Source organism: Niallia sp. FSL R7-0648, assembly GCF_038007005.1.
In the GTDB taxonomy this organism is placed as follows: Bacteria; Bacillota; Bacilli; order Bacillales; family Cytobacillaceae; genus Niallia; species Niallia circulans.
This window is the reverse complement of the sequence record NZ_JBBOWE010000001.1, coordinates 3,314,949-3,328,374: the sequence shown is the minus strand read 5'-3', so window position 1 is coordinate 3,328,374 and position 13,426 is coordinate 3,314,949. Positions and strand designations below refer to the sequence as shown.

Genomic DNA, 13,426 nt, shown 5'->3' with positions numbered 1-13,426 from the left:
GAAGGAAATGAATATCCCTGCATTTAGACAATTTCTTATAAATTTTACTTTTCTTTATAGGTATAAAGAAACAGAAGCAAAAGTACGATATAATAGGTACTATATAAATTATTAGGAGCTATTAAAGCATGAGATTAGTTGGGACAAAGAATATAAAAGAAGGTGCAATCTTAGCTAAGCCTATATTAAATGATCGCGGAAGAGTGTTAATAAATAGCGGGATAAGATTAGAGCAAAAGATGATTAAAAGGCTGCTTGACTTTGGTATTAGCTATGTTTATTTAGAAGATAAAAATACAAAGGATATTAAAGTGAATGATGCTATCTCAGAGCAAGTTAAGATGGAAGCGATGCAAACTATTGAGAAAAGTTTTGATATGATAAAAAGTGCGGATGCTGATAATATTTCGATGGTGATGGAGAAGAATACACCGGTTTTTAAAAATTTGGTTGAAAAAGTACTATTGGAATTAAAAAATCATGAACATCTTTCTTCTGTTATGTCTGATGTTTATCTATATGATAATTATATTTTTTCGCATAGCTTAAATGTAACTATTTACTCGTTGGCATTAGGTTTAGAGTTAAAACTTCCGCCGAAGCAGATGGAAATCTTAGGGCTTGGGGCTATTTTACATGATATTGGTAAAATGACAGTTCCATTAGAAATTCTCCTGAAACCAGGAAAGTTGACGGCAGAAGAATTTGATATTATAAAAAGTCATGCTGAAGCAGGCTTTGAGATGCTAAGAAAAGTGGAGACACTGCCTTTACTCGTTAGTCATTGTGCCTACCAGCACCATGAACGATTAAATGGTTCTGGCTATCCGAGAGGCATAAAAGCAGAAGATATTCATTTGTTTGGAAAAATTATTGCTGTAGCAGATGTTTTTGATGCCATTACATCTAATCGCGTCTATCATGATGCTTTATTACCACATGAAGCACTAGAGATTTTGTATACAGGATCAGGTTATCTATATGATGCAAAAATTGTTGAAGCATTTAGAAGAGCGATAGTCCTTTATCCTAATGGGTTAAGTGTTATGCTAAGCAATGGAGAAAAAGGGATTGTATGTAAACAAAATAAGGGGATGAATGAAAGACCAATTATACGAATTGTGGAAAGAGAGGGAAAAGAAATTCCTCCATATGACTTGAATTTAAAGGAAAATCTTTCAATTGTCATAACGCAATGTGATTCTCTCCAAAATCCCTTGTGAACATAAAGGCGATAAGAATGAAGCAGTAGATCCTTATCGCCAAGTAAGTAATTTATTTTTTCTTTCTTGTTTTTATCTTTTCTTGTCTTTCCCATAATCGTAAATGTGCATATGGATCATAGGACCATTCTGTATAGCCATTATCTTTATAGATACCATAATGTAGATGAGGAGGGAATTTTCCTGAGGTTCCTGGCGGTCCGTATCCTGAACTTCCAACTCCACCAATAATCATCCCTGGCTCTACGACCATTCCAGCCTGAATCTCTTTCGAGAATCCATTTAAATGGGCAAAATAATGATAATTATTATTAATATCTCTTATTCCGATGCGCCATCCGCCATAATTATTCCAGCCTTTCATTTCTACAATACCATAGGAAGTCGCTTTTACAGGGACTCCATAGTCTGCAAAAATATCTGTACCTTCATGAATTCTTTTTCCTCCCCAGCCGCGGGCGTCCCCCCAAGTACTGCGATAGCTATGATCACTTCTTAATGGCAGAGGGAAGGCATGATCATCTAAATTTAATCTGTCAAAGTGGTTGTATATGGCTGCTTTTCCCATTATGATGCTAACAGTTTTATCCCTTTTATAGTAGTTCCATAATCCGATTTTAAAGTTATCCTCATCAATGCCATATTGACTTATATAATTGGAGAATGCGGAAAGGATATCTTCATCATTAAATCTATCTGCTTTTCCATCTCCATCACCGTCAGCACCAAGTCCTCCAAATAAAGGAATGGTTAAAGGGTTATCATCCTCTGGATTGGGATTAATAATACCAGCCCATTCTTCCTTCGTAAAATAAATCCCAGTGTATCCCTTTGCCTTAGGGATATCTTTTCTTGAAGAGCGAATGTTACGCTCATATTGATCGACAGCCGCTAGATAATACCAAGGAATATGATATAATGCTTCTATTTTTTTATAAAGTTCCATCCTTTTTGTGTAAGGGTCATTCATTTTTTCATTAGCATATGTGACGGTGTTAGGTAGTAAAAACATAAGAATAATGATTATAAATATTAACCTGTGCAAAGATTAGTCCCTCCCTTCTTATTCTGTCGTTATATTTTGTGACTTATATCAAAAAAAATAATTATCAATTAATGGTAATCATTTTAAATGAATAACTTGTAGACGCATTTCCATTATGTTAAAGTGACAAATGAAGAAGAGACAATCCTTTTACTGTGTATAACATACAAAAAAATCTGAGGGATAGCTGTTATACAATACTGTTTTTTAAGTAAAAATGATGAAAATTATTTTACTAGGAGATGAATGTGGTGTCAGAAAAAAAACAAGAATATTTGCGCAAACCTGAATGGTTAAAAATTAAATTGAATACGAATGAAAATTATACAGGTTTGAAAAAAATGATGAAGGAAAAGCAGCTACATACAGTCTGTGAGGAAGCAAAATGTCCAAATATTCATGAGTGCTGGGCAGTTAGAAGAACGGCAACATTTATGATTTTAGGAGCTATTTGTACAAGAGCCTGTCGTTTTTGTGCAGTCAAAACAGGATTACCGACTGAATTAGATTGGCAAGAGCCAGAAAGAGTTGCTGATTCTGTGTTTGCAATGAACTTAAAGCATGTGGTTATTACTGCTGTTGCAAGAGATGACTTAAAAGACGGCGGAGCAGCTGTATTTGCAGAAACTGTTCGTGCCATTCGCAGAAAAAATCCATTCACCAGCATTGAGGTATTACCATCTGATATGGGAGGGGTAGAAGAAAACCTTCGATTATTAATGGATGCTAAGCCAGATATCTTGAACCATAATATTGAAACAGTAGAAAGATTGACCCCTAGAGTACGTGCCAGAGCAAAATATCATCGTTCTCTTGAGTTTTTACGAAGAGCAAAAGAGATGCAGCCTAATATTCCTACTAAGTCTAGTATTATGGTTGGGTTAGGGGAAACGAAAGAAGAAATTATCGCCACAATGGATGATCTTAGAGCAAATAATGTGGATATTATGACCATTGGCCAATATTTACAACCAACTGTCAAACATTTAAAAGTACAAAAATATTATCATCCAGATGAATTTAAAGAGTTAAAAGAGATTGCTTTAAGTAAAGGATTTAGCCATTGTGAAGCAGGTCCATTAGTTCGTTCATCTTATCACGCAGATGAGCAAGTAAACGAAGCGAAAAAAAATCAGCAAATGGCTGAACATGCAAAAGAAGCATAAATAAAGAATAAGACTAAAGGGATAAATTTTCCGCTGAACATTAGCTCAGACCATTATACGGAGATACTAAAAATATTTCGTATAATGGTTTGGGTTTTTTTTATTCAACCAGAATTAATTAAGAATATCAGCCCATAATCAAAAGGTATTTAACAGTATAGAATAAAAATTCTGTATTTTTATAGGAAGATTTTATTGTTAGTGCTATGTAAATATCTATCCTAAGGTTATAATGATAGTGAGCAATGTTATAATTGGACTATTTATACCAAGATACGAATAGTTCAACTAATTATCAGTAAAGTTAAAAAGCAAAGCTGCATGGCTGGAAGTTTTATATTTAGGAAATATATACAGGTTTTGAGGTGATACGATTGGTTTGTATTAATAATCATTGTTATGAACTGATTGAAGAAAGAAAATCAGGTTTTAATGAAGAAGCATTTAAAAATAGATATAGTGACATATTAACGAAATACGATTATATTGTCGGAGATTGGGGTTATGGACAATTAAGATTACGTGGCTTTTTTGATGATCATAATCAAAAATCAAGTTTTGACACGAAAATAAGCACGTTAACGGAATATTTATATGAGTATTGTAATTTTGGCTGTGCCTATTTTGTCGTGAAAAAAACAAAATAAAAAGGTTATCCTTTATTTTGATCTTGAAGAAGGAGCTTCCATTCAGAAAGAAAACAAGAAATGGACTGGCTTAGCAAATGGAGAAACTGTTTTGTTAATGATTACTTATCTTTATCCAAGTGTAAGGAAATCCATCTAACTCAGTTTCTTAAGCAAAGCCATGAATGATTATCTTACCATTTGAATTCCCCAATGCGACTTTTTGCTTCTAATTGTAAGTCTTGTAGCAATAGAAGTAAGGAAAAGTCCATCTAAAGAGAATTAATTTGCTTTAATGACAGAAAAAGTTGGCATTTTGAGAGGAATGGGGCTATGAAATATCAAGAGAATGTCTGTTCAAGATTATTTAATTGGGGAAAATTACTTCTTCCGGCAAAACTTATTAAGTATTTTCCTCCATCATTTGTATTACGAGACCCTATTATTCATCAAGTACAAAAAGCGATGATAAAAGGATATGAGGTAGCTGTTATTGTAATAGATATATCGAATTTACATAGAATAAAGCAACAATTAGAAGCAAAAGATTTTCGACAATATATTCGATTGCTAAAAAAATTATTTGGCAAAACGATACAATTAAAAGCTTCTAATGAAATCATTGCTATTCATGATTATAATCCGAACGGCTTAACCATGTTTATGAAATGGGAACAAGGATCCGAATGTTTACCAGTAATAGATGGGTTAATTAAAGATATTATACATAATGTGGAAAATGACTTTCGTGAAATTGGGAGCATTCCGCCTGAATTTCATACAGGATACATGTTTATCGAGAATAAATATACCTATCTTTCTGATGCTATTCAAACGGCTTATGAATTTGCCCTTGCAATGGCACATAAAAGAACTGATCCGGAATTCAATAAATTAGTCTATACTTTGAGTAATATTGTGGCGAAAAAAAGCATCCGTTTATTGGCACAACCAATTATGGATGTAGAAACAAATAAAATTCACGCTTGTGAAATGCTGACAAGAGGCCCAGAAGGAACACCGTTAGAAAATCCACTTCAACTTTTCTCTTTAGCAAGGCAAACGAAGTTTTTGTATGATCTTGAAATGATTGTTCTTGATAAAGCTTTTGAACAAATCCAGCAAACAAAATGGAGGCATAATATCTTTATTAACTTTACACCAATCACAATTGGTAACCAAAGATTTATTAAAGATATAAAGAGCGTAATTCGTAGGTATAAAGGGATTTCCCCGAAAAAAATAACAATTGAAATTACAGAAAGAGATTCATTTGAAGGGTTAGAGCATTTTGCTAAAAATCTAAAGGTTTTAAGAATGCTTGGTTTTTTAATCGCAGTTGATGATACTGGCGCGGGTTATGCTAGTCTGAATTCCATCAGTGAAATCATGCCAGATATTATTAAGATTGACCGTTCTGTAATCCAGAATATTGATAAAAATTCAGTAAAGGAATCGATGCTCCAAGGACTTCTTCTTATTGCAAAAGAAGTGGGCTCCGTTGTGGTAGCAGAAGGAATTGAAAATGCAGAGGAAGCCTCTGTTTTATCGAAAAATAAAGTGGATTTAGCTCAAGGATATTTTTACGCCAAGCCTACTAGTCTTAGTAACCATTTACAAATCTCATAGTATGCGGAAGGAGTAAGGGAATATGTATTTTGTGGACCGAGAAAAAATAGAAGAACAGTTAAATTATTACCATGAGCTCATCAGTCAGTTTGAAACGCAAGAAACGTGGAATACATTTCTTGAGAAAGTGGCACTTGAAAGATTGACACATATGATGATTGAAGTCATCTTAGATGTAGGAAATAGTATGATTGATGGTTTTATTATGAGGGATCCGGGCAGTTATGACGACATTGTCGATATACTTATTGATGAAAAAGTTATTACTATGGAAATAGGAAAAGACATTAAGGAACTCATTCTTTGGCGCAAACAGCTTGTACATCAGTATACTAATATTGATCATAAGGGATTGATTGCAGTATTTGAAGCGAAGCTACTCTCCATAAAAGCCTTTGCTCCATCTGTAAAAGAATACTTAATTCATGAATTAGGACCTGTTTCTGCATTTAGAAATTAGATTATTTTTAAAGAAAATGATTTTAATTTAATAAAGAATAATTTTCAAGCTGTGAAAAAAGCAACGTGCTTTTTTAAATAGTTCCTGAATTAATACATAGCAATTGAAAGGATTTTCTTAATGAAAGCGTATAAAGGGTATTTAATAGATTTAGATGGAACAATGTATCGGGGAACAGAAGTAATTGAAGAGGCAGCTGAATTTGTTAAGCGATTGATTGCTGCGCAAATTCCCTATTTATATGTCACCAATAATTCGACAAAAACACCAGAACAAGTGGCCAAAAAACTACAGGAGTTTCAAATACCGGCAAAAGCGAGTGAAGTATTTACTTCCGCCATGGCTTCTGCTAATTATATTGTCGAAAAATCCCCTGGAGCAAATGTGTTTATGATAGGGGAAAAAGGACTTCAGCACGCTTTAGAGGAAAAAGACTTGAAGTTAATGAAGGATTCAGAAAATGTTGATTATGTGGTTGCTGGACTTGATCAACAGATTACCTATGAAAAGCTTACAGTGGCATGCTTAGCAGTCCGAAATGGCGCACAATTTGTCATTACAAATGGGGATACGGCTTTGCCAAGTGAGCGAGGATTATTACCTGGAAATGGTGCCTTAACTTCTGTTATTTCGGTAAGTACTCAGCAACAGCCTGTTGTTGTCGGCAAACCAGAATCAATTATTGTAGATCAAGCAATCAAATTATTAGATCTGCCGAAAGAAGACGTCTTGATGGTTGGCGATAATTATCAAACAGATATTATGGCAGGCATCAATGCAAAGATGGATACACTTCTCGTGTATACAGGAGTTACAACGAAAGAGCAACTAAGCGGATATTCTGTCAAGCCAACCTACACGGTTGATAGCTTAAGTGAGTGGGCTATAATAAAATAAGGTCATATAAAGAGGACGTTTCGCTACTGTTTACAGTGTATGAAACGTCTTTTTTTTACAAGGTGACTTATTCTTCCCCATTAGCACGGTGAGCTAGTCTACTTGAAGCTGCTGCTGCAATAGCACCGACAATATCGTCTAAAAAGGTATGGCATTCACCAGAACTCTTATCATTTAGCTTTTGTAAAATGCCTGGTTTCAATTTATCTACATAGCCATAATTAGTAAATCCGATGGAACCATATACATTTACAATCGAGAAAGCAAGCACTTCATCTACCCCGTAAAGCCCTTCATCTGTTTCGACAATTTCTTGCAGGGGAGATTCCAGGAGCTTTTTTTCAGCGAGTACATCTAATTGTATCCCTGTGATAACAGCATTTTGAACCTCTCTTTTGGAAAGAACGCGCTCGACATTATGAATACAGTCTTCCATTTGTAAATCTTTATGATATTTCTCTTGTAAGAGATAAACAAGCTTCGCTATGTCTTCTATTTCGACTCCACGTTCATGTAACCACTTTCTGGCTGTTTTTTCTGTTAGGTCTTTTAATGACATGAACTTCACCTTTTCTTTAATTATTCACTATGTATTCACAGTGTTTATTATTATATGCATGATGGCTGTTAGATGTTCCTTACAGCTATTGTTTCCATAATAGGGGCAATTCATGATTTGTATCCTCTTAACAAGTTTTAACATTCCTTGTCATATACTTCTAAAAGAGAGAATAACGAGGAGGAGGAAAAGACATGATTAAGAAAATTTTATCGACAAAGTATGGAATTGATGTAGAAGAAGAAACAAGAGTCGGTCATTATGAAGCTTGTATAAGCAAAGGAAAACTGTATACTATTGTCCCAGTAGGAAATATAGAGGAAGAAGAACTAACAGAAAGAGACCAAATTGCTGCACATATCTATCAGATTGGTGATAAACATGTCAGCATGTTATTAGAGTCAAAAGAAGGAAGCAAACATACTGAAATGAATGAGCAGCTTTATTGTGTGCTTATGAATGAACGACTACGTCCCTTTCAATCTCGGAAATTAGGGCGAAAACTGGGGAAGTTTCATTTTAGAGGCAGAACTGTACCATTTGGTGTCCAAAAAATAAGTAGAATGGGGCAGTGGAAGAGTATGTGGGAACAAAGATTGGGCCAATTGGAGGGTTTCTGGAACAGTATGTTATACAAACAGCCAGAAAGTGAATTCGATCAATTATTTTTAGAATCTTTTCCATATTATATGGGGATTGCTGAGAATGCCATTCAGTATCTTGTCGATACAGAGCTAGATGATGATCCAACTGCTGTAGATAGTGGAACAATTTGTTATAACCGTTTTACCAAAGACACATGGGCAGGAGAATATTATATTAAAAATCCATTTGATTGGGTGTTTGATCATTGTGGAAGAGATCTTGCTGAATGGACAAGAGATCGATATTTTCGAAATATCAAAACATATCATCGAGAAGTAAAGACGTTTTATGAGGAGTATCAAAGTGTTATGCCCCTAAGTTCTTTTGCATGGAGATTAATATATGCAAGGCTGTTATTCCCCATTCATTATGTGGAATGTATCGAAAATTATTATTCTGCTATACAGGAGGCGGACCGTCTATTTCTAGAAGAACGGTTAAAGAAAATGCTCAGCCAGTCGAGGGATTTAGAAATATTTCTGAAAGAATTTTATGACAACACAGAAGTGCCAGTTAAAACATTGAAAATCCCTATTGTTTCCTGGTTGTAAATAATTGGTTTGGAGCGAAGGGCTTAAATAGTCAGGGATATAAGTGTTCAAAACAAAGGAAAATCCTAACAATTATACGGAGATGTTCATGGGAATTTCGTATGTTGTCTGGTTTTTTTTATGAATACAGTTTCTTTTCCATGGAGTGAGCGACGAGCGCTTCGTCGACTCACTGCTTAAAAAATCTAAATATACATAAAATTTATAATTTTTCTTTTGGAATTTTAGCATCTTCCTATATAATGGATTCATTAAGTAAACGAGCACAAATATTCTTTTTAAAAGGGAAAAGCTATTCTTATTCTTTTAAAATAAAAATTTTAAAAGAATGTTTAAACACCCCTTGTAAAAAAAGGAATCAAACACTATAATGTCTACTATACAAAGACAGTTGTTCTCGTAAAAAGAACATCAACGGGAGGTAAACAGATGGAGGCAATCTCAATTGGACTACTCGGCTTAGGAACTGTTGGATCCGGCGTTGTAAAAATTATTGAAAATCATCAAGATAAAATCATGCATCAAGTCGGCTGTCCAGTGCAGGTAAAAAAAATACTCGTCAAGAATGTAAAGAAAGAACGAGAAGTAGAGATAACCGATGATATTCTCTTAACAGTTGATGCTAATGATATATTAGATGATCCTGAAATAGATGTGGTTATAGAAGTAATGGGTGGGATTGAAGAGACAAGGAACATCCTGCTAAAAGCCTTAAAAAATAAAAAACAAGTAGTAACGGCTAACAAGGATTTAATGGCAGTACATGGAGCAGAGCTACTGCAAGCAGCTTCCCAAAATAATTGTGATTTATTTTATGAGGCAAGTGTTGCTGGTGGAATTCCTATTCTAAGAGGTTTAGTAGATGGGTTAGCTTCTGACCGTATCATTAAATTAATGGGAATTGTGAACGGAACAACTAATTTTATTTTAACGAAGATGAGTCAACAGCAAAGACCGTATGAGGATGTTCTTTTAGAAGCGCAAGCATTAGGTTTTGCGGAAAGTGATCCTACCTCTGATGTCGAAGGGCTGGATGCAGCAAGAAAAATGACTATTTTAGCAACTTTAGGCTTTTCGATGAATATTGGCTTGGAAGATGTAAAGGTACAAGGCATAACGAATGTAACAGATGACGATATACAGTATGGAAAGCAGTTAGGATATACAATGAAACTCATTGGTATTGCTCAAAGACAGGAAGAAAAAGTAGAAGTTAGTGTCCAGCCTACTTTTATTGTCGACAGCCATCCATTGGCAGCCGTTAATAATGAGTATAATGCTGTTTATGTATATGGAGAAGCGGTTGGAGAAACGATGTTTTATGGACCTGGTGCCGGAAGCTTACCAACTGCAACAGCCGTTGTATCGGATCTAGTGAATGTTTTGAAAAATATGCGCTTGGGCGTTAATGGAAAAGGTGCAATCGCTCCACAATTTAAAAAGAAGCTAAAAGAGCCAGACGAAATGTTTTCTAAATATTTCTTACGACTGCAAGTAGTGGATGAGGTTGGAGTATTTGCGGAAATTACATCTATCTTCTCCCAGCATGGAGTCAGCTTTGAGAAGATCCTCCAGTTACCAGTGAAGGAAAAAGGGTTGGCAGAAATAGTCTTAGTAACACACCATGCGTCTTTATTAAACTATGAGAATATTTTATTAGAATTAAGGGACTTATCATCTGTTCGAACAGTTAAAAGTTCTTATCGAGTTGAAGGAGGAACAAAGTAATGAGATGGAAGGGTCTCTTAGAAGAATATAAAGAGTATTTACCAATAAATGAATCGACACCAATGTTAACACTGAATGAAGGAAACACACCTTTAATTAAGCTGGAAAAGTTGTCTGAGGAATGGGGCGTAGAGCTATTTGTCAAAACGGAAGGAACTAATCCAACTGGCTCCTTTAAAGATAGAGGAATGGTCATGGCTGTAGCTAAAGCAAAGGAAGAAGGAAACTCAACCGTTATCTGCGCTTCTACGGGAAATACGTCAGCTGCAGCAGCTGCCTATGCTACACGTGCAGGGATGCGCTGTATTGTCGTTATACCAGAAGGAAAAATCGCGATGGGAAAATTAGCACAAGCTGTTATGTATGGTGCTGAGATTATTGCGATTGAAGGGAATTTCGATCAAGCATTACAGATGGTACGCAAAATTAGTGAAACAGAACCAGTTGCACTTGTTAATTCAGTGAATCCGTATCGTTTAGAAGGACAAAAAACAGCTGCTTTTGAAGTCTGTGACCAATTAGGAGGAGCGCCAGATATATTGGCAATTCCTGTTGGTAATGCTGGAAATATTAGTGCTTATTGGAAAGGATTTAAAGAATACCACGAAATAAAGCAAACAGGACTGCCGAAAATCCACGGCTTTGAAGCGGCTGGAGCAGCAGCGATTGTTCATAATCGCGTATTTGAAAATCCAGAAACAATTGCTACAGCCATTCGAATTGGTAACCCTGCTAGCTGGAAGCTGGCTGTTCAAGCACAAGAAGAGTCCAAGGGAATTATTGATGAAGTAACAGATGAAGAGATTATTGCTGCATATCGTACGATTGCTGCAAAAGAAGGGGTATTTGCTGAGCCAGGTTCTTGTGCATCGATTGCAGGTGTTTATAAGCATATTCAAAATGGGAAAATTCCTAAAGGAAGTAGAATAGTAGCGATCCTTACAGGAAATGGCTTGAAAGATCCGAATACAGCAATCGATGTAAGTCCAATTAAGCCAGTAGTATTACCTAATGATGAAAAAGCAGTAGCTAATCACATTAAGGGAGTCGTTCATATATGAACGAAGGAGAGATGCTGCTAATTAAAGTCCCAGCGAGTACTGCTAATCTCGGGCCAGGCTTTGACAGTATTGGACTAGCGTTAAACTTATATTTAACATTGGAAGTTGTTCAAAGTGACTGTTGGGAGGTTATTCCGTTAACAGATGAATTGAAGGAATTTCCAAGTGATGAAAGTAATTTCATTATTAAAACAGCGATCGAGGTGGCGAAATCATTTCATACTATTCTTCCTCCTTGTCAAATAAAAGTGAATAGTAATATTCCTTTAGCAAGAGGACTTGGATCTAGTGCTTCCGCTATTGTGGCAGGAATTGAACTAGCAGATCAAGTTGGTAATTTACAATTGACTAAACAACAGAAATTTGCAATTGCCTCCAAAATGGAGGGGCATCCAGATAATGTTGGAGCGAGTATTTTCGGCGGCTTAGTTGTTGGCTGTCAATTAGGAGAAGAAGTAGATGCAGAAATCATTCATTCGGTAGATTTGGAAGTACTAGCTGTGATTCCAGCAGAAGAGCTATTAACAAAGTCTTCACGAGGAGTTTTACCGGACACTCTTTCTTTCGCTGAAGCTGTTTCAGCAGGTGCAGTATCTAATCTATTAGTTGCGGCACTGCTTACAGGTAATAGGAAACTTGCTGGAAAAATGATGAAAAAGGACAAGTATCATCAGCCATATCGGAAAGAGTTAGTACCGCACTTAGAGCTAATGGAAGAACATGCCTGCGAGCTAGGTGCTTATGGGGTGGCTTTAAGTGGAGCGGGACCGACAGTATTGTGTTTTGTAGAACCAGGGAAAATGAATACGTTAATAGATGGATTAGCGCCGAAATTACCTGATATGCGTTTCCTCCCATTGGAAATAGACAAGAAAGGCAGTACTTGCTCCGGAGTACTTGCAACAGAAGTTAAATAAAAAAGAAAGAGGATGCAATTGCATCCTCTTTCTGCATTTTCTCATCAAAAATTAAAATACTTGTTCTACTTCATAAACGCCTGGTACTTCCTCTAATAAAGCACGTTCAATACCAGCCTTTAAAGTAATAGTAGAACTTGGACAGCTTCCGCAAGCACCTAATAAGCGTAGTTTTACAATGCCATCCTCTACATCCACTAATTCACAGTCTCCACCATCTCTTAAAAGGAATGGACGTAATTTATCTAGTACTTCTTGGACTTGTTCTTTCATTTCAACTTCTTGCATACATATCGACTCCTTTCCTATTATTTATTATAATCACATTAGGATGAAAAATCTATAATCAAGAAACACGAATTAAATAAACAAAAAATTGGATATATAACAAAACCCTATAATACCGGAAAAATAATGGATAGGCAAGCTTGTCTATCCCATGGAGGAGAGTTTATTTGAAAAAGGAAATTGAAGTAAGTATTTATGGAGCAGAACAAATTTGTGCAAGCTGTGTTAACCTGCCATCTTCTAAGGACACATATGAATGGCTCCAGGCTGCATTAAGTAGAAAATTTCCAGAGCAAACTTTTCAGATTAAATATTATGATATTTTTCAAGCCAATTATACGGAAGATAAAAATAAATTCTGTCAGAAAATTATAGAGGAAGATTTATTCTATCCAGTAGTAGTAATTGAGGGAGAGATTGTAGGCGAAGGTAATCCGAAGTTGAAGAAAATTTATGCAGAATTTGAGAAATACGGATATACTAGTGCTTAATGGTTAAAATTGTATCCGTTTTTTCAGAAATAATGGAGTAGACTGAATACACATGGCTATCGATACAATAGGAAGTATATTCAGTCTAGAAGGATAACTATAACTCTTATTATCGATTAAAATCGATAGGGAATATTATT

The 13,426-nt window shown here is 35.5% G+C and carries 14 protein-coding genes; 11 read left to right on the top strand and 3 right to left on the bottom strand.

Annotated elements, in window-relative coordinates:
- Positions 1-128: 128 nt before the first annotated feature.
- Positions 129-1,223, top strand: coding sequence for an HD-GYP domain-containing protein (locus NSQ89_RS16430; protein WP_061799077.1), 1,095 nt, complete (start codon positions 129-131; stop codon positions 1,221-1,223).
- A gap of 52 nt (positions 1,224-1,275) precedes the next feature.
- Here the strand turns inward: NSQ89_RS16430 and NSQ89_RS16425 are convergent, their stop codons facing one another.
- On the bottom strand, positions 1,276-2,235 hold the full coding sequence (locus tag NSQ89_RS16425; protein WP_341133167.1) for a M23 family metallopeptidase: 960 nt from the start codon (positions 2,233-2,235) through the stop codon (positions 1,276-1,278).
- 284 nt (positions 2,236-2,519) lie between these two features.
- On the opposite strand from NSQ89_RS16425, the gene lipA reads away from it, so the two are divergent.
- The 5 genes from lipA to NSQ89_RS16400 all read left to right on the top strand — a co-directional run bounded on the left by lipA (position 2,520) and on the right by NSQ89_RS16400 (position 7,046).
- On the top strand, positions 2,520-3,434 hold the full coding sequence (gene lipA / locus NSQ89_RS16420) for a lipoyl synthase (RefSeq protein ID WP_235844501.1): 915 nt from the start codon (positions 2,520-2,522) through the stop codon (positions 3,432-3,434).
- Positions 3,435-3,808: 374 nt separating this feature from the next.
- Positions 3,809-4,081, top strand: coding sequence for a YutD family protein (locus NSQ89_RS16415; RefSeq protein ID WP_047942248.1), 273 nt, complete (start codon positions 3,809-3,811; stop codon positions 4,079-4,081).
- A 312-nt stretch (positions 4,082-4,393) separates the two neighbouring features.
- Positions 4,394-5,689 carry an EAL domain-containing protein gene (locus NSQ89_RS16410; RefSeq protein ID WP_047942247.1) on the top strand — a complete coding sequence of 432 codons (1,296 nt, stop codon included), beginning with the start codon at positions 4,394-4,396 and terminating at the stop codon, positions 5,687-5,689.
- A gap of 22 nt (positions 5,690-5,711) precedes the next feature.
- Complete coding sequence (locus tag NSQ89_RS16405; protein WP_047942246.1) at positions 5,712-6,149, top strand: DUF86 domain-containing protein; 438 nt, start codon at positions 5,712-5,714, stop codon at positions 6,147-6,149.
- A gap of 120 nt (positions 6,150-6,269) precedes the next feature.
- Entirely contained in the window at positions 6,270-7,046 is a 777-nt protein-coding gene (locus NSQ89_RS16400) for a TIGR01457 family HAD-type hydrolase (protein WP_047942245.1), read from the top strand.
- A gap of 67 nt (positions 7,047-7,113) precedes the next feature.
- On the opposite strand, the gene NSQ89_RS16395 is transcribed toward NSQ89_RS16400, so the two are convergent.
- Positions 7,114-7,605, bottom strand: a complete 492-nt coding sequence (locus tag NSQ89_RS16395) for a phosphatidylglycerophosphatase A family protein (RefSeq protein ID WP_095259312.1) — start codon at positions 7,603-7,605, stop codon at positions 7,114-7,116.
- 194 nt (positions 7,606-7,799) lie between these two features.
- On the opposite strand from NSQ89_RS16395, the gene yutH reads away from it, so the two are divergent.
- The 4 genes from yutH (at position 7,800) to thrB (ending at position 12,507) form a co-directional block, all read left to right on the top strand.
- A complete protein-coding gene (yutH, locus tag NSQ89_RS16390; RefSeq protein WP_047942242.1) occupies positions 7,800-8,801 on the top strand; it encodes a spore coat putative kinase YutH in 1,002 nt (333 codons plus the stop codon).
- A 429-nt stretch (positions 8,802-9,230) separates the two neighbouring features.
- Positions 9,231-10,529, top strand: coding sequence for a homoserine dehydrogenase (locus NSQ89_RS16385; RefSeq protein WP_047942241.1), 1,299 nt, complete (start codon positions 9,231-9,233; stop codon positions 10,527-10,529).
- Entirely contained in the window at positions 10,529-11,590 is a 1,062-nt protein-coding gene (gene thrC, locus NSQ89_RS16380) for a threonine synthase (RefSeq protein WP_047942240.1), read from the top strand. Before NSQ89_RS16385 ends, thrC begins: the two co-directional genes overlap by 1 nt.
- The gene (thrB, locus tag NSQ89_RS16375; protein ID WP_047942239.1) at positions 11,587-12,507 is read left to right on the top strand and encodes a homoserine kinase; all 921 of its coding nucleotides are present in this window, start codon (positions 11,587-11,589) and stop codon (positions 12,505-12,507) included. The genes thrC and thrB overlap by 4 nt, the downstream gene beginning before the upstream one ends.
- A gap of 51 nt (positions 12,508-12,558) precedes the next feature.
- Here thrB and NSQ89_RS16370 read toward each other — a convergent pair whose 3' ends face one another.
- A complete protein-coding gene (locus NSQ89_RS16370) occupies positions 12,559-12,795 on the bottom strand; it encodes a NifU family protein (protein ID WP_047942238.1) in 237 nt (78 codons plus the stop codon).
- Positions 12,796-12,962: 167 nt separating this feature from the next.
- On the opposite strand from NSQ89_RS16370, the gene NSQ89_RS16365 reads away from it, so the two are divergent.
- Positions 12,963-13,286, top strand: coding sequence for a YuzD family protein (locus NSQ89_RS16365; RefSeq protein WP_047942237.1), 324 nt, complete (start codon positions 12,963-12,965; stop codon positions 13,284-13,286).
- The last annotated feature ends 140 nt before the right edge of the window (positions 13,287-13,426 follow it).